The following is a 16,094-nucleotide window of genomic DNA, read 5'->3' as shown; positions in this document are numbered from 1 at the left end:
TAGGATCGCACCGTCGAATCGGCAGGGGAGAGGCAGCAATGGGCGACAGTCAGGTCGGTCGGGACCAGAGCACGACCGGGATCGAGTGGTCCTGGCCGCAGGTTCTCGGCGCGCTGACGTCGGGCCGGGACGTCGACCTCGCCGCCGCCTCGTGGGCGATGGACGAGATCATGTCCGACCGCGCCACCGACGCCCAGATCGCCGCCTTCGCCGTCGCCCTCAAGATGAAGGGCCCGAGCGTCGCGGAATTGACCGGCCTGGCCGAGGGGATGCTGGCGCATGCCGTGCCCGTGCGGACCGACCGGCCGGTCGTCGACATCGTCGGCACCGGTGGGGACCGGGCCAATACGGTCAACATCTCGACGATGGCGGCGATCGTGACCGCCGGAGCCGGGGTCGGCGTGGTCAAGCACGGCAACCGTGCGGCCAGCTCGCGCAGCGGTGGCGCCGACACCCTCGAGGCGCTCGGCGTGCGCATCGACCGGGACGCCGAGGCGGTGTCCGCGTCGTTGCAGCAAGTAGGTATCGGCTTCTGCTTCGCCAAGGTCTTCCACCCCGCGTTGCGGTTCGCGGGCCCGGTGCGCAGCCAGATCGGCGTGCCGACCGTCTTCAACGTCCTGGGTCCGCTGACCAATCCGGCGCGGCCCGCCGCCGGCCTGATCGGCTGCGCCTTCCCCGATCTGCTCGACGCGATCGCCGGGGTCTTCGCGGCGCGCGGGGCATCGGCGCTGGTGGTGCGCGGCGATGACGGCCTCGACGAGCTGACCACGACGACGACCTCCACGGTCAAGGTGGTGCACGACGGGCGCGTCGATCAGCTGACCCTCGACCCGACCGTCGTCGGTATTCCGCTGTCGACGCCCGAGGCGCTGCGCGGCGGCGACGCCGACGAGAACGCGCAGATCGCTCGGCGGCTGCTCGCCGGGGAGACCGGACCGGTGCGCGACGCGGTCATCCTCAACGCCGGTGCGGCGATCGCCGCGGCCGGCGGGCTCGCCGGGGACCCGGTGGCCGATATCGCCGCGGGCATCGCGCGGGCGGCGGACAGTATCGACTCCGGAGCAGCCGACGCGCTGTTGAAGAAGTGGGTCGCGGTCGGCTGAGCCCGCATCCGGGTCGCGATCAGTCGGCCCGGTCGCGCTCGCGTTCGATCGACGCGGCGGCCGCGGCGCGATCACACCAGGCACGGCGGCGCTCGGCCGAACGGATCGGTTCCAGGTAGCCCGGCTCGCTGCGCACGATCCGCGTGCCCGGGGTGAGGATCCAGCGCCGCAGGATCGCGACCTCCTCGACCGTTGCCCCCCGCAGCGGTCCGTCGTCGGGGCGAATCGTGCGCGCGCTCGCGGTCAACAGCTCGACCACGGGCATCGGTGCGACGCCGACCGGCGCCACCCCGGCGGAGGCGAGTCGGCCGTAGCGGATCACCGCGAACTCCCAGCCCCCGCCGACCGGTCGCGCGGCGACCAACTCGGAGAGCTGCGCGAGCGCGGCGAGCCCGTGCAGGCGGCCGAGCGTGCGCGTCAGTACTGTCACCCGATCGCGCAGCCGCGCGGCGCTCTCGAACAGTTCGCCCGCCACGAGCCGGTCGAGGCCGCCGACCAGATCGGCCAGAACGGCGTCGTCGGTACCGGCCACCAATGCCGCGAAGGCGTCGAGCGCCGCCCGATACTGCTCGTCGTCGCGGCCGACCGCCGGGCAGCCGCCCACCGGGGCGGTCGGGCACCGGTGGCCGGCCATCGAGCGGGGCGATGTGCGGCAGGTGCGCAATCCGAGCCGCTCGGACAGCAGTGCGGCGATATCGGCGGCCGCCGCCCGGTCGCGGAACGGCCCGAGGCCGCCGACCTCCGGCGTCCGGGTGGTGCGCAGCCGCGGCAGCCGCTCGTCGGTCGGCGCGACCCACCAGCCGCGCCGCGGCCGTTTGGACCGCCGGTTGTAGGGCGGCTGATGAGCGCTGATCAACTGCAGCTCGCGCACGGCCGCCTCGAGCGAGTGGGCACATTCGACGTGGTCGACCCGCTGGGCCAGCTCGACCATCTCGCGCATCCGTCCCCGGGTCTCCGAACCGGTGAAGTAGGTACGCACCCGCCGCCGCAGATCGGTCGAGGTACCGACGTAGAGCACCTCGTCGCCGGGACCGCGGAAGAGGTAGACACCCGGTGCGGCGGGTAGGTCGGCGGCGAGGAAGCGTTTCGAGCGCACCCGCGGCCCCACGGCCGGCAGATAGTCGACCAACTCCGCGTAGCTGTGCACGCCCTGATTGCCGACCCGCTCGAGCAATGCGTGCAGGACGTCGACGGTCGCCCGGGCATCGGCCAGCGCGCGGTGGTTCGGTTCGGTCCGGGCCCGCAGCAGCCGGGAGAGCGCCGACAGCCGCACCGAGGGCGCCTCGTCGCGGGTCAGCACCCGCCGGGCCAGCCGCACGGTGCACAGGACCCGCGGTTTCGGCCAGGGCAGCCCCATGGCCCCGGCGGCGGCGGTCAGGAAGGCGATGTCGAACCGGGCGTTGTGGGCGACCAGGACGGCGCCGCGGGCGAATTCCAGGAAGGAGGGGAGCACCTGCTCGATGCGCGGCGCGCCGACCACCATCGCGGTATCGATGCCGGTCAGCTCGGTGATGTGGACCGGAACGGCGCGCTGCGGGTCGACCAGCGTGGCCAACTCGCCGATCACCTCGCCGCCGCGAACCTTGACCGCGCCGATCTCGGTGATCGCGTCGGCGGTCGGGCTGCCGCCGGTCGTCTCCAGGTCGACGACCACGAAGGTGGTGTGGAAGAGCGACTCGTCGAGATCGTCGAAGGCCAATTGGCCGCCGTCTCGTCGTCGCTGGGCCCCGGGCGTCACTCGCGTCACGGTAGGCGTGGCCACCGACGAGAAGTTTCTCGGCGGAATCGGCAGCCGGTTGTCTGTCGGAGGTGCCCGATACGGTCTCGTTCGTCCGGTCAACGCCGGAGATTCGTAGAGTGAGACGAGGATCACATGATTGTCGACTGTGGTGATTGCGTGATGCGTAACAAGGCGTGCGCCGACTGTGTCGTCGGTGTGCTGCTCGGCGTTCCCGAGGTGGTGTCGGGGGCCGAGGAGGGGGCCCCGTCGGCCGCCGGCTCGTGGTATCCCGCGATGCCGCTTCAGCAGGACGAACGCGATGCGATGGCCGCTCTGGCCGAGGGAGGATTGGTCCCGCACCTGCGGCTGGTCACCCGTACCGAACCGGATGCGACTACGGAATGCGTTGCGCCACGGGCAAAAGGACGAACACGCCGCATCGGCTAGACCGATGGAAGGTTTCCGTGCGCCACGCCGGGGGAGAGGCTCGACAAAGCCGATCCCTCTTTCGTAACCTTTTCGAGACCTTCCGGGTGACGCATCGACGATCCGTCGATGCCCGAGGGTCACCGCCTCACCGGCGCGCTCGGGGAAGGGCGCGGCGGACCGGTATTCCATTCATGAATGGGGTACATTCCGGCGATCACGATTGAGTGATCGTCGGGCGATGCGGGAGAGGGATCCAACCGGAACCCTCTCGTGACATCCGAACGGTCGGCGGCTCGAGAAGAGAACGGAGTGCTCCTTTCGTGGGTAAACACCGCAAACCGAGTGCGACAGTGCGACCTGTCCGCCAGGCCCTGTTCGCTGGTGCCCTGACCGCCGGCGCGGCTACGACCGCTGCCATTCCCGCGGTTGCCGCCCCGGTCGACACGCCTTTCGGGACGATCGAGGTTCCCGACGAGATCGCCGGTGCGATTCAGTCGATCCAGCCTCCCGCCGCGCCCGGTGCCCCGGCCCCGTTTGCCGCGCCCCAGATCGCCGCGCCTCCGATCGAGACGATCGCGCAGCGCGCCGTCGATGCCGCGATGGCGCAGGTCGGCAAGCCGTACGTCTACGGCGCCAACGGCCCCAACGCCTTCGACTGCTCCGGCCTCATGCAGTTCGCGTACCAGCAGGCCGGTCTGAGCATCCCGCGCACCAGCTACGACCAGGCGCGCGCCGGTTCCCCGGTCTCGCTCTCGTCCCTGCAGCCCGGTGACGTGGTCTCCTTCTACAACGGTGGCCACAGCGCGATGTACATCGGCAACGGCATGGTTGTGCACGCCTCGACCTCCGGAGTCCCGGTCAAGACGGCCCCGCTGTCGTCGATGCCCGCCGACGGAGCCGTCCGCTTCTGATCGCGCCTCGACCGGGTCCGATCTTCGGCCGGTTGGTGAGTGCTGCCTCCGGAATTGGGTTCGCTGTCGGTTTATCCCGGCGTGGACGTTCCGCGCGTTCGGGCATCGTCCGCATATCGGTGAACCGGTGCGCGATTCGCCCCACTTCCCGGTGTGACCGCCGGGTGCCGCCCGTGGGCCGAATGTCGCTTTGCTAAGGTCCGACAAGCACCGTGGGGGCTCGGTGGTCGGAAGAGATGTTGTCGTCGATGACGTCTCGGTGAGTGAAGATCGGAGTCAGCCTTCAGTGAGTGCTTCGGGCACGCGGCGCAGCGCCGCCCGCGTCGGCGTCCTGGGGGCGATCCTGGCGATTTCTGCCACCGGCATCGTCCATGCGCCGGTTGTAGGCGCCCAGCCGGTCGCGATCGACAGCGCTCAGGAAGCCACCGATCGTCTCGCCGAACTCGGTCACGAGTCCGCGACGACCAATGAACAACTGCTGCAGGCGCAGGACCGTTTGACCGCCGCCCGCGACGACGAGCAGCGGGCGACCGATCAGCTCGCGGCGGACGAGGCCGCGGTGGCCGACGCCGGGGCCCGCATCGAGCAGATGCGGCCCGAGATCGATCGCATCGTCGCCGCGAACTACCAGGGCGCGCGCACCAACCGCCTCTTCGCGGTCATGGTCAGCGATTCGCCGCAGCAGCTGCTCGACCAGATGTCGGTCCTCGACGTCGTGTCCCACCGGGTGACCTCCCAGTTGGCACAGTTCGCGCAGGCGTCCAGCGATGCGCGCGCCGCCGAGGACGCCTCGCAGGCCTCGGCCGACGCCGCCCGCGTGGCCACGGAAGCCGCACAGCGCACCGCGGACGAATTGCAGGCCAAGCAGGACGAGTTGCACGGGCAGATCGCCGAGGTCATCGCGGCTTATGCGGCCTTGACCGGCGATCAGCAGGCGGCCTACGCCGGCACCCTCGTGCCGCCCGGGGTGAACGTCGACGACATCCTCGGCCGGCTGATGCCCGGCGCGAATACCTCGGTCCTGCAGGCGGCGTTGACCCAGCTGGGCAAGCCGTACGTCTGGGGTGCCACGGGGCCGGACGGTTTCGACTGTTCCGGACTGATGCAGTGGGCCTATGCCCAGGTGGGCAAGCAGATCCCGCGCACCAGCCAGGCGCAGGCCGCCGGTGGCATCCCGGTGAGCCAGGCCGACCTGCAGCCGGGCGACATCGTCGTGTTCTATCCGGGCCAGACCCACGTCGGCATGTACGCCGGCAACGGCAACATCGTGCACGCGTCGACCTTCGGCGTTCCGGTCAAGGTGCAGTCGATGGCCGGCATGCCGTTCAACAGCGCACGGCGGTACTGATCCGTCCGGGACGTGTCCCGACGGCGGCGATCCTGGTGATCGCCGTGACGGTGACCGGTTGCGGTGCGACCGCCCCGACCTCCACCGCCCCGAACTCCGCTGCCTCGAACTCAGCTGCCTCGAACTCCACCACGGCGGAGCAGACCACCACCGAGGTCTCCGCCTTCGAGCGGGACCGGCGGGCCGGGGTCGAGGACCTGCTCGACCGGTGGGCGACGGCGCTGCGCGCGGCGGACCACGACGGCATCCGTGATCTGATCGATCCGGCGGCCTCCCCGCAGTTCGTCGACGAACAACTCGCGCGCGCGGACGCGCTCACCGCCGTCGACTTCGACAGCTTCTCCTACGCGATCGTCGACAGCCCGGAGATCCCGGTGCCGCCGCCGATCGCCGCCGGAGTATCGGCGACCGACCTCTGGGCCCCCGACATTCGGCTCGACTACGCGATCGCCGGCAGCGACGCGGCGCCCGCCGCCCTGCCGGTCGCCCCGGTCGTCACCCGGCACGGCGACCGCTGGTATCTGCTGTCGGACTCCGCCCTCGACGACTACGGCCGCCGGACCCACCCCGCGCCCTGGGACTTCGGCCCGGTGGTCGTCGAACGCGTCCCGGCGCCCGGGTCGGACGGCGAGGTGTCCACGATCATCGGACACGCCGACCGGCAGGCCGAGATCGACGCCCTCGCCGCGCAGCTGACCACCGCGGTCCCCGCGGTGACCGATATGTGGGGGACCGACTGGGCGCAGCGCGCGGTCGTCTTCGTCGCCTCGACCCCCGAGGAGTTCGACGGGCTCGTCTCCGGCGGAGACGGCAGCACCGATGCGTCGCTTGCCGCGGCGACCATCACCGACCCGATCACCCCCGGCACCGCGCCCACCGGGCAGCGCATCGTCTTCGGACCCCGGGCGGCGGACGAGTTCACCGACCGCAGCCGTGCGACGGTCCTGCGCCACGAACTGACCCATGTCGCCGCGCGGTCGGCCACCGGCGAGGGGGCGCCGCTGTGGCTGCTGGAGGGATTCGCCGACTACACCGCCTACCGCGGTCGAGGATTCGACTTCGCCGAGATCGCCCCGACCCTGCGCGGGGTGGTGCGCGAGCACGGGGCGCCGACCGTGCTGCCCAACGATGCCGCCTTCGGCGCCGGCGGGACGGCCGCCGCCCTGGCGTACGAGTCGGCCTGGTCGGTCGCCGACTATGTGGCGCAGCGCTATTCGGAGGCTTCGCTGCTCGACCTCTACCGTTCCCTCGCCCGCGGCCCGCTCGACCCGGCCGTCTTCGACGCCACCCTCGAACGCCTCTTCGGCACCACCGCGCGCGGATTCGTGGCCGACTGGGGCGCCCGGGTCGCCGCGGAAGCCGCCATCGGAAACTGACCCGCGTCGCGGCTTCGGCGGCCGGGCAGTACGGTCGGTCCTCGTGCACCGTACGTTGCTGGTGACCAACGACTTCCCGCCGCGACCGGGCGGGATTCAGTCCTATCTGCACAGCTTCGCGTCGCTGCTGCCGCCCGAGCAGCTCGTTGTCTACGCGCCGCGCTGGCGCGGCGACAGCCACCTGCGCTTCGACGCCGAACAGAAGTTCGAGGTCGTCCGGCATCCGACGACGCTGATGCTGCCCGAGCCGTCGGTGGCGCGGCGTGCGGCGCGACTGGTGCGCGAACACGACTGCCATACGGTCTGGTTCGGTGCGGCCGCCCCCCTCGCGGTGCTCGGCCCCGCGATGCGGCGGGCCGGGGCGCAGCGGGTGGTCGCCTGCACCCACGGTCACGAGGTGGGCTGGTCGATGATCCCGCCGGCGCGAGCGGTGCTGCGCCGGATCGGCAACACCGCTGACGTGATCACCTACGTCAGCCGATATACCCGCGGCCGGTTCGCCTCGGCCTTCGGACGCCATGCGGCGCTGGAGTATCTGCCGCCGGGCGTCGACACCGACCGTTTCCATCCGGATCCCGAGGCGCGCGAGCGGCTGCGCGCCCGCTACGGGCTCGGCGATCGCCCCACGGTGCTGTGTTTGTCTCGGCTGGTCCGCCGGAAGGGCCAGGACCAGCTGATCCGGGCCCTGCCGCAGATCATCTCCCGGGTGCCGGACGCCGTGCTGGTCATCGTCGGCGGCGGGCCGGACGCCGACCGCCTGCGGGCGCTGGCCGCCGAGCACCACCTCGACGACGACAACGTCGTGTTCACCGGTGGGGTCCCGGCCGAGGAGTTGGCCGCTCACCACACGATCGCCGACGTCTTCGCGATGCCCTGCCGCACCCGCGGCGGCGGCCTCGACGTCGAGGGTCTCGGCATCGTCTTCCTCGAGGCGTCCGCGACCGGTGTGCCGGTGGTGGCCGGCGACTCCGGCGGCGCCCCGGAGGCGGTGGTCGACGGGAAGACCGGCACCGTGGTCGATGGGCGCGATGTCGAGGAGATCACCTCGGCGATCGTCGATCTGCTGCTCGACCCGCAGCGGGCCGCGAAGATGGGCGCCGCCGGACGCGAGTGGGTGCTCGACCGCTGGCGGTGGACCGACCTGGCGGCGCGGCTCGAACGCATGCTCTGAGCGGTTCGCCGGCGGCAACCCGGTCGGGGGTTCGCCCGCGGGCGGCCGCCGCGGTATGCCAAGCTGCACCGATGAGCACGATTCAGATCGCCGACCAGACCTTTGTGGCCGCGCCCGCCGCCGCGGTCGCCGCCTATGTCGCCGATCGGTCCCGGTGGGCGCGGTGGTGGCCCGATCTGGTGCTCAGCGTCCGGGAGGACCGCGGCCCGGCAGGCATCCGCTGGTCGGTCGGGGGCGCCCTGGACGGCACGATGGAGGTCTGGCTCGAACCGATCCTCGACGGCGTGATCTTCCACTACTTCGTCCATGCCGAACCGGCTGCACCGCTGGCCGACCCGGTGGCGGACGTGCGCCGGCGCCGCATCGCCGGAAAGCGGGTGTCCTTCGGAGCCAAGCGAATCCTCGAGGACGGTCGGGCGGCAGGCGAGCCGGCGGCGGTAGGGTAAGGACGTTCGGGAGCGCGTCTCCCGCACGCTGTGCCGCCGGCGAGAACGAGGAGGATCGAGGCGACGATGGCCGAGAGCACGACCAGGTCGATTGTGGTGGCCGCGGCCGCCCCGGAGGTCATGGCGGTCATCGCCGACTTCCCGGCCTACCCGGACTGGGTGAATGCCGCGTCGACCGTCGAGGTCCTGGACACCCTGCCGGACGGGCGCGCGCACCGCGTGCGCTTCGTGCTGGACGCCGGGATGGTCAAGGACACCTTCGAACTCGAATACGACTGGGCCTCCGACGGGTGCAAGGTCTCCTGGAAGCTGGTATCCGGTGGGATGCAGAAGTCCCAGGACGGCTCGTACACCCTGGTCGAGACCGACGCCGGCACCGAGGTGACCTATGAACTCGCCGTCGATCTGACCGTGCCGATGATCGGCATGTTCAAGCGCAAGGCGGAGAAGGTGATCACCGATACCGCCCTGAAAGAGCTGAAGAAGCGTGTGGAGAGCCTCGGACAGCCGACGTCCGAGGCCGATGCGGAAGCCTGAGGTCGACGGCTGACGAATACCGGCCGCCTGTGCGTCGTCATCGGCAAGGGCGGCGTCGGCAAGAGCACGGTCGCGGCTGCTCTCGCCCTCGCGGCCGCGCGACGCCGGCAGCGAGTTCTGGTGGTCTCCTTCGACATCGGGCATTCTGTCGCGGAGATCTTCGGGGTCGCCACCGGCGCCAAGGTCGTCCCGGTGACCGAGAACGTCGACGTGCTGCGCATCGATCCGACCGCCGTTGTCGATGATCTCTATCGTTCGGTGCATCGGATGCTCGCCCCGGCTGCCGCCCACCACCGACTCGGCGTTCGCGTGCCGGATCCGCGCGAGTTGATCGTCGCACCGGGGGCGGCCGACCTCGCGTCACTCGACCGACTGGCCGGCTGCGTCGCGGACGACCGCTGGGATCTGGTGATCCTCGACGCGCCGCCCACCCAGCAGTGGTTGACCCTGGTCGCCGTCCCCGAGGCGGTCGTCGGCTACCTGGAAGGCATTTGGCCGCAACATCTTCGGGTGGCCGCCGGGGTGGGGACCGATGTGCGCGCCATCGTGCTGGTCGCCGTCCTCGAGCAGATCAAGAAGGCCGCCGACCGGGTGGTGGCGATGCTGGCGCGCGCGGAGGCGGTGCTGGTCACCACCGGCGAGCGGGCCGCGCGATCGGAGAGCGCGATCCTCGCCTCCGCCGCCGGCCTCTACGGAATGACCTTGCGCGGGGCGGTGATCAACCGGGTCCTGCCCAACCTGTCGGGGGCGAGCGTGCCGCTGGTCGGCGCCCATCCCGCGGTGTTCTGGTACGAGGCCATTCGGACCGATCGTTCGCACGGTCTCGACCCGGAGCGGGCCGGTCGACATTTCGCCGAGGTCGTCTCCCTGGAGCTGTCCGCATACGAGCCGGTAGGGTTGGCCCTTCTGGAGCCCCTCGCCGATCGGCTGGTGCCGCTGGCGGAGCCGGCCGGCGACGGACCGGGCGCCGGAGGCATCACCGTACGGTTGGTGTCCGGCTCGGGCCTGGAGTCCCGGTACGCGATGTGCATACCGCTGCCGATGGTCGACTCGCCGTCGTTGCGCGTGGGGCGAGTGGAGGATGAGGTGATCGTGTCAGCTGGCGAGATTCGTCGACGCATCCGCCTGGCGTCGGTACTGCGTCGGTGCCGAGTCGACGGTGCGCACTTCGCCGATGGCATGCTCGAGATCTACTTCCGCCCCGATCCGCAGGTCTGGCCGACGTGACCACCCCGCATGCCGACCTCGCCGACGAGTTCCGGGCGCTCGCCCGCGCGGCGCTCGAACGGATGGAACCGCTGCTGCGCGGCGCGGAGGACGACCCGGCCGCCGGGGAGCCCTGGCAGGGCTGCACCTGGTGTCCGCTGTGCGCCGCCGCCGCGCTGGTCAAGGGGGAGCGGCATCCGCTGATCACCGTGCTCGCGCGCGAGGGTGAGCATCTGCTGACCGTCCTGCGCGCCCTGCTGCACGATCATGCCGCCGAGGCGCACGGATTCGCGCCGTCCGATCCCCACGCGGCACCTCCGTCCGATCCCTACGCCGCCGCGCCGTCCGACCCCCACGCGGCCCCGCCGTACGCGGCCACGCCGCCCGGGCCGTTCGCGGACGGGGCGAATCACGCCGGCGATGTCCGGTCCACCGGTCGCGACCCCGACGAGGCGCCGACCGACCGTTCGCACGGACCGGGCGCCACCAACGGCGCCGCGACCGCGGGTGCGAGGTATACCGAACCGCCGGGCAGCGCCGGCTACGAACCGATTGAGGTGACGATCGACGATGGCTCGGCCGGAGTCTGACCGGCCGACAACCGACATCCCGACCGACGCGACGACGCGTCTGTCGATCGGTGTCGATATCGGCGGCAGCAATATCCGCGGTGCGCTGGTCGACTCGGTCGGCGCGGTCCACACGGTGATCGCAGAGGCGACACCGGACACGGTGAAGGAACTCGACGACACCCTGACCGTCGTCATCGAACGGCTGGTCGCCGACCAGCCCGCCGGGACGGTCGTCGGGGTCGGCCTGGCGGTCGCCGGCTTCCTGGATCGCGATCGTCGCATCGTGCGCTTCGCCCCGCACCTGCCGTGGGTCGACCGGCCGGTCGGCGAGATCCTGGCCGACCGTTGGGGTCTGCCGGTCCTGCTGGAACACGACGCCAACTCCGCCGGGTGGGCGGAGTATCGGCACGGCGCGGCGGCCGGGGCCCGGGTCGGGGTGGTCGTCACGATCGGCACCGGCATCGGTGCGGCGCTGTTGGTGGACGGCGAACTCTTCCGCGGCGCGCACGGCGTCGCCCCGGAACTCGGTCACCTCCAGGTGGTCCCCGGCGGTCGGCGCTGCCCCTGCGGCAAGCGCGGCTGCCTCGAGCGGTACTGCAGCGGAACCGCCCTGGTCGACACGGCCACCGAGTTGGCGCTCGAGGGCGACTACGCCGGACCGCTCGCGCAGACCCTGCGCGCCGCTCGCGGTGGTGTCGTCGGCCGGGATGTCGTCTCCGCCGCCGACGCGGGCGATCCGCTCGGTGTCGACACGATGCACCGCTTCGGTGACTGGCTGGCGGTCGGCCTGGCGTCGGTGGTCGACGTCTTCGACCCGGACTGCATCGTGCTCTGCGGTGGGATGGCACGTCGATCGATCCGCGAACTCGGCGACGTGCAGGCCCGGCTGCGCCCCCTGGCGACCGGCGGCGCGCACCGTCCGCTTCCCGATGTGCGCCTGGGCATGTTGGGGGAGACCGCGGGTCTGATCGGTGCCGCCGACCTCGCCGCGGCGCGTTTCGGCGGCCCGTCGGTGACGGCCGCCGGCTGAGACCCCGGTCTCAATCGGCCCCCCTCGTGATCGAGGACTGGGCCGGACTGTCATTCGATCGGTACTGTCTACAGTGACGGTGCGGCCGCGACCTCGCTGGTCGTCGGCACGGGTCCGAACGGCCGGAGGAATCGCCCATGTTGTATTGGCTGTTGAAGTACGCCTTTGTCGGACCATTCATCTCGGTCTGCAACCGACCAACCGTCGAGGGGCTCGAGAACATCCCCAAGGACGGGCCGGCGCTGCTGGCGGGTAACCATCTGTCGATCGCGGACTGGTTGTTCGTGCCGCTGATGGTCCCGCGCCGGATCACCTACCTCGCCAAGAGCGAGTACTTCACCAGCCCGGGGTTCAAAGGCTGGTTGCAGCGGATCTTCTACGGCGGAGCCGGACAGGTGCCGATCGACCGCAGCGGCGCCGACGCCGCGCAGAACGCCCTGCTGACCGCCACCCGGCTGTTGGCCGAGGACAAGCTGGTGGGCCTCTACCCCGAGGGCACCCGCTCGCCCGACGGCAGGCTGTACAAGGGCAAGACCGGGCTCGCCCGCGTCGCCCTCGAGACCGGTGTCCCGGTGATCCCGGTGGCCGCGATCGGCACCGACAAGGTCTCGCCCCCCGGACCGTTCCGCTGGCACCGGCACAAGGTGACCATCAAGATCGGCGAGCCGCTCGACTTCAGCCGCTACCAGGGCCTCGGCGGCAACCGCTTCGTCGAGCGCGCGGTCACCGACGAGGTGATGTACGCGCTGATGCAGCTGTCCGGGCAGGAGTACGTGGACGTCTACGCGTCCACCCTGAAGAACCGCCCCAAGGATGCGGACGGCGCTTCGGCGACCTCGGCTACGCCCGAGCAGCCCCTGAATCTGCCGACGGCAGATCGTCTGCCGGAGACGAAGGCGAGCTGACCCGATCGGCCGGCCGCCCGATCAGGGCGCCGGTCGCCGGCAGGACCAGCGTCAGCACGCCGAGAAGGACATAGGTGCCGATGGTCAGCTGACCGATCAGCGGCCACCCCAGGTCGCGGCCCGGCTCCCAGCGCGACAGGATCACGTGCGGGGCGAAGGTGGTCGCCAGCACCCAGACACCCGCCCAGACGGCGGGGAAGCGCCGCCCGGTGCTGCGCGCGTCGGCGAGCAGCGCGACGATCAGCACGATCACCCATACCCAGTGGTGCGACCACGAGACCGGGGAGCAGAGCAGCCCGGCCAGGGCGACCGCGCCGAGGCCCAGGACCGGACGGTCGGCGGCGAAGCAGCGCAGCACCGCCACGATCGTCACGGCCAGCACCACCAGGCACAGCACGAACCAGACGATCGTGCGTGCCGGTTCCGGCATGTCCATCCGGGCGAGCATGCCGGTGATCGACTGGTTGGTGACGTAGGCGGGCGTGCCGATCCGGTCGGAATTGAGCAGGGTGCGGCTGAAGTATTCGACGGTGTCGGACGGCAGCGCGACCGCCGCGAGGGCGGTCGTCGCGAGGAATCCGACGGCGGTCATCACGATCGCGCGCAGATCCCGGCGCAGCACGAAGAACAGCACGAAGGTCAGCGGCGTCAGCTTGATCGCCGCGGCGATACCCAGCAGCAGACCCCGCGGCCACAGCGTGCGCGGCAGCAGACAGTCCGCGACGATCATCAGCATCAACAGCAGATTGATCTGTCCGAAGTCGAGCGTCGAGACGACCGGCTCGAGCAGCAACGCCACCGCCAGCACCACCGTCCCGACCCGCCACCGATCCTGCGGATCGACGCCGACGGCGGCCACGACCAGGGCGACCACCAGGGCCAGGGCGATCAGCGACAGGACGGTGATCAGCACGCTCGCGGCGGCCAACGGCATCCACGCGAACGGCAGGAAGAGGATCGCCGCGATCGGCGGATAGGTGAACGGCAGCCCCAGGCCGACCCGGGTGGGCGGCAACTGCCCGTAGAGCGGATTCCCGTCGGCGAGCATCCCGGCGCCGAGCCGGTAGACGTCCACGTCGATGCGGTAGGGGATACCCCACACCCGCAGCGGCGGCAGGCCGACCAGGCTGTGGATCACCGCACCGGCGATGACCACCACGGCGAGGGCCAGCAGGGCGGTGGGTACCCGGATCCGGCCGAGGACGGGGGTCTGCACATCAATTCCTTCGCCGGGACATTATGGTCGTTCGGTGCGCTTTTTCTACGACTGCGAGTTCATCGAGGATGGTCGCACAATCGACTTGGTATCGATCGGAGTGGTCGGAGAGGACGGCAGCGAGTACTACGCGATTTCCACGGAGTTCGACCCCGGTCGGGCCGGTCCGTGGGTGCGCGCCAATGTGCTCTCGAAACTCCCGTCGCCGGCGTCGCCGCTGTACCGCAGCCGCAGCCGGATCCGCGACGAACTCCACGAGTTCCTGACCGCGGACGGTCAGCCCGAGTTGTGGGCGTGGGTCGCCGCGTACGACCATGTCGCGTTGTGCCAGCTCTGGGGGTCGATGGTCGACCTGCCCCGACAGCTCCCGCGCTATACCCGCGAGCTCAAGCAACTGTGGGACGAGGCGGGCCGACCGGAGCTGCCCCGGCCGCCCCTCGACGCCCACGACGCGCTCGCCGACGCGCGACACAACCTCGCCAAGTACCAGGCGATCGTCGCGGCGCGGCGCTGGTAGTCGTCGCGGCGTGGCGCCGGTGGATGGCCGCTCGGCGTGTGCGGCCCGGCCCGCACGAGCCCGCCGAACCGGCCGTGCGACCGGTTCGGCTCCGCGGGGCGAATCCCGCCGGCCGGGCCCCGGCGGTCGGGTGGCGCACGGGGACTGGGGATTCGCCGATCGGGCGGTGCGTATCCTGGTCCCGTGAACTGGACCGTCGACGTGCCAATCGATTCCCTGCCCGAGCTGCCGCCGTTGTCGTCGGAGCTTCGCAAGCGCCTCGATCACGCGCTCTCCCGCCCGGCCGTACAGCAGCCGAGTTGGGATCCGGGTCAGGCCGCGTCGATGCGCACGGTGCTCGAATCGGTACCGCCGATCACGGTGGCCGAGGAGGTCGAGCAGCTGTCCGACCAGCTCGCCGCCGTCGCCAACGGAGAGGCCTTCCTGCTCCAGGGCGGCGACTGCGCCGAGACCTTCGCCGACAACACCGAGCCGCATATCCGCGGCAATGTCCGCACCCTGCTGCAGATGGCGGTCGTGCTGACCTACGGCGCCTCGATGCCGGTGGTCAAGGTCGCCCGCATCGCCGGCCAGTACGCCAAGCCCCGCTCGGCGGATCTCGACTCCCTCGGCCTGCCCAGCTACCGCGGCGACATGGTCAACTCCTTCGCTCCGGACGAGAAGACCCGCGTCCACGACCCCTCCCGCCTGGTGCGCGCATACGCCAACGCCAGCGCCGCGATGAACCTGGTGCGCGCCCTGAGCAGCGCCGGACAGGCCGACCTGCACAAGGTGCACGACTGGAACCGCGAGTTCGTCAACTCCTCGCCGGCCGCCGCCCGCTACGAGGACCTCGCCGCCGAGATCGATCGCGGTCTGCGCTTCATGGACGCCTGCGGCGTCGTCGACCCGAACCTGAAGACCGCCACCATCTACGCCAGCCACGAGGCGTTGGTGCTCGACTACGAGCGCGCGATGCTGCGCCTCAAGGACGACGGCACCGAGCAGAAGCTCTACGACCTGTCGGCGCACTTCCTGTGGATCGGTGACCGTACCCGCCAGCTCGACGGCGCGCACATCGCCCTCGCCGAGCTGATCGCGAACCCGATCGGCCTCAAGATCGGCCCGAGCACCACCCCGGATATGGCCGTCGAGTACGTCGAGCGCCTCGACCCGAACAACAAGCCCGGCCGCCTGACGCTGATCTCGCGGATGGGCAACGGCAAGGTGCGCGACGTGCTGCCCGCGATCGTCGAAAAGGTCGAGGCCACCGGCCACCGGGTGATCTGGCAGTGCGATCCGATGCACGGCAACACCCACGAGTCGTCCACCGGCTACAAGACCCGCCACTTCGACCGGATCGTCGACGAGGTGCAGGGCTACTTCGAGGTGATGCGCGGCCTGGGCGCCCACCCCGGCGGCATCCACGTCGAGCTGACCGGTGAGCACGTCACCGAATGTCTCGGTGGCGCCGAGGACATCTCCGACCTCGACCTGGCCGGCCGCTACGAGACCGCCTGCGATCCGCGGCTGAACACCAAGCAGTCCCTCGAGCTGGCCTTCCTGGTCGCGGAGATGCTGCGCGGCTAGACCCGCCGTTCCGGTCGGGTCACGCGCCCGGCCGGAAC

16 protein-coding genes are annotated in these 16,094 nt (G+C 71.0%); 14 read left to right on the top strand and 2 right to left on the bottom strand.

Annotation, left to right across the window (positions count from 1 at the left end; genetic code table 11):
* Nucleotides 1-38 precede the first annotated feature (38 nt).
* Nucleotides 39-1,103: an anthranilate phosphoribosyltransferase gene (gene trpD, locus MB1_RS11850; RefSeq protein ID WP_066907080.1), complete on the top strand. Its 1,065-nt coding sequence runs from the start codon at nucleotides 39-41 to the stop codon at nucleotides 1,101-1,103.
* Nucleotides 1,104-1,122: 19 nt separating this feature from the next.
* On the opposite strand, the gene MB1_RS11845 is transcribed toward trpD, so the two are convergent.
* A complete protein-coding gene (locus MB1_RS11845) occupies nucleotides 1,123-2,841 on the bottom strand; it encodes a DEDD exonuclease domain-containing protein (protein WP_439646937.1) in 1,719 nt (572 codons plus the stop codon).
* A 135-nt stretch (nucleotides 2,842-2,976) separates the two neighbouring features.
* On the opposite strand from MB1_RS11845, the gene MB1_RS11840 reads away from it, so the two are divergent.
* From MB1_RS11840 to MB1_RS11790, 11 genes are all read left to right on the top strand, one after another.
* Nucleotides 2,977-3,270: a hypothetical protein gene (locus MB1_RS11840; RefSeq protein ID WP_084351597.1), complete on the top strand. Its 294-nt coding sequence runs from the start codon at nucleotides 2,977-2,979 to the stop codon at nucleotides 3,268-3,270.
* A 332-nt stretch (nucleotides 3,271-3,602) separates the two neighbouring features.
* On the top strand, nucleotides 3,603-4,163 hold the full coding sequence (locus MB1_RS11835) for a C40 family peptidase (protein WP_245650148.1): 561 nt from the start codon (nucleotides 3,603-3,605) through the stop codon (nucleotides 4,161-4,163).
* Nucleotides 4,164-4,449: 286 nt separating this feature from the next.
* Nucleotides 4,450-5,511 carry a C40 family peptidase gene (locus tag MB1_RS11830; protein WP_066907071.1) on the top strand — a complete coding sequence of 354 codons (1,062 nt, stop codon included), beginning with the start codon at nucleotides 4,450-4,452 and terminating at the stop codon, nucleotides 5,509-5,511.
* Nucleotides 5,512-5,555: 44 nt separating this feature from the next.
* The gene (locus MB1_RS11825; protein ID WP_157084026.1) at nucleotides 5,556-6,887 is read left to right on the top strand and encodes a hypothetical protein; all 1,332 of its coding nucleotides are present in this window, start codon (nucleotides 5,556-5,558) and stop codon (nucleotides 6,885-6,887) included.
* A gap of 43 nt (nucleotides 6,888-6,930) precedes the next feature.
* Nucleotides 6,931-8,058, top strand: coding sequence for a glycosyltransferase family 4 protein (locus MB1_RS11820; protein WP_066907064.1), 1,128 nt, complete (start codon nucleotides 6,931-6,933; stop codon nucleotides 8,056-8,058).
* 71 nt (nucleotides 8,059-8,129) lie between these two features.
* A complete protein-coding gene (locus MB1_RS11815; protein WP_066907061.1) occupies nucleotides 8,130-8,504 on the top strand; it encodes a polyketide cyclase / dehydrase and lipid transport in 375 nt (124 codons plus the stop codon).
* 66 nt (nucleotides 8,505-8,570) lie between these two features.
* Nucleotides 8,571-9,041 (top strand): SRPBCC family protein, encoded by a 471-nt coding sequence (locus MB1_RS11810; RefSeq protein ID WP_066907052.1) that lies wholly within the window; start codon nucleotides 8,571-8,573, stop codon nucleotides 9,039-9,041.
* 9 nt (nucleotides 9,042-9,050) lie between these two features.
* The gene (locus MB1_RS11805; RefSeq protein ID WP_084351595.1) at nucleotides 9,051-10,268 is read left to right on the top strand and encodes an ArsA family ATPase; all 1,218 of its coding nucleotides are present in this window, start codon (nucleotides 9,051-9,053) and stop codon (nucleotides 10,266-10,268) included.
* A complete protein-coding gene (locus tag MB1_RS11800; protein WP_066907047.1) occupies nucleotides 10,265-10,837 on the top strand; it encodes a hypothetical protein in 573 nt (190 codons plus the stop codon). Before MB1_RS11805 ends, MB1_RS11800 begins: the two co-directional genes overlap by 4 nt.
* Nucleotides 10,818-11,849, top strand: a complete 1,032-nt coding sequence (locus tag MB1_RS11795; RefSeq protein ID WP_066907044.1) for an ROK family protein — start codon at nucleotides 10,818-10,820, stop codon at nucleotides 11,847-11,849. The genes MB1_RS11800 and MB1_RS11795 overlap by 20 nt, the downstream gene beginning before the upstream one ends.
* Before the next feature lie 137 nt (nucleotides 11,850-11,986).
* Nucleotides 11,987-12,754 (top strand): lysophospholipid acyltransferase family protein, encoded by a 768-nt coding sequence (locus MB1_RS11790; protein WP_066907042.1) that lies wholly within the window; start codon nucleotides 11,987-11,989, stop codon nucleotides 12,752-12,754.
* Here the strand turns inward: MB1_RS11790 and MB1_RS11785 are convergent.
* Entirely contained in the window at nucleotides 12,690-13,970 is a 1,281-nt protein-coding gene (locus MB1_RS11785) for a glycosyltransferase 87 family protein (protein ID WP_066907040.1), read from the bottom strand. The two genes, MB1_RS11790 and MB1_RS11785, sit on opposite strands and share 65 nt — an antisense overlap.
* A gap of 34 nt (nucleotides 13,971-14,004) precedes the next feature.
* Between MB1_RS11785 and MB1_RS11780 the strand changes: the two genes are divergently transcribed.
* Both MB1_RS11780 and MB1_RS11775 read left to right on the top strand, forming a co-directional pair.
* Nucleotides 14,005-14,487: a polyadenylate-specific 3'-exoribonuclease AS gene (locus MB1_RS11780; RefSeq protein WP_066907037.1), complete on the top strand. Its 483-nt coding sequence runs from the start codon at nucleotides 14,005-14,007 to the stop codon at nucleotides 14,485-14,487.
* A gap of 183 nt (nucleotides 14,488-14,670) precedes the next feature.
* The gene (locus tag MB1_RS11775; RefSeq protein ID WP_066907034.1) at nucleotides 14,671-16,056 is read left to right on the top strand and encodes a class II 3-deoxy-7-phosphoheptulonate synthase; all 1,386 of its coding nucleotides are present in this window, start codon (nucleotides 14,671-14,673) and stop codon (nucleotides 16,054-16,056) included.
* The last annotated feature ends 38 nt before the right edge of the window (nucleotides 16,057-16,094 follow it).

The sequence above is a fragment of the Millisia brevis NBRC 105863 genome (genome assembly GCF_001552615.1).
GTDB lineage: Bacteria > Actinomycetota > Actinomycetes > Mycobacteriales > Mycobacteriaceae > Millisia > Millisia brevis.
Note: the sequence above shows the minus strand (reverse complement) of the source record. Positions and strands in the feature narration are given on the sequence as shown.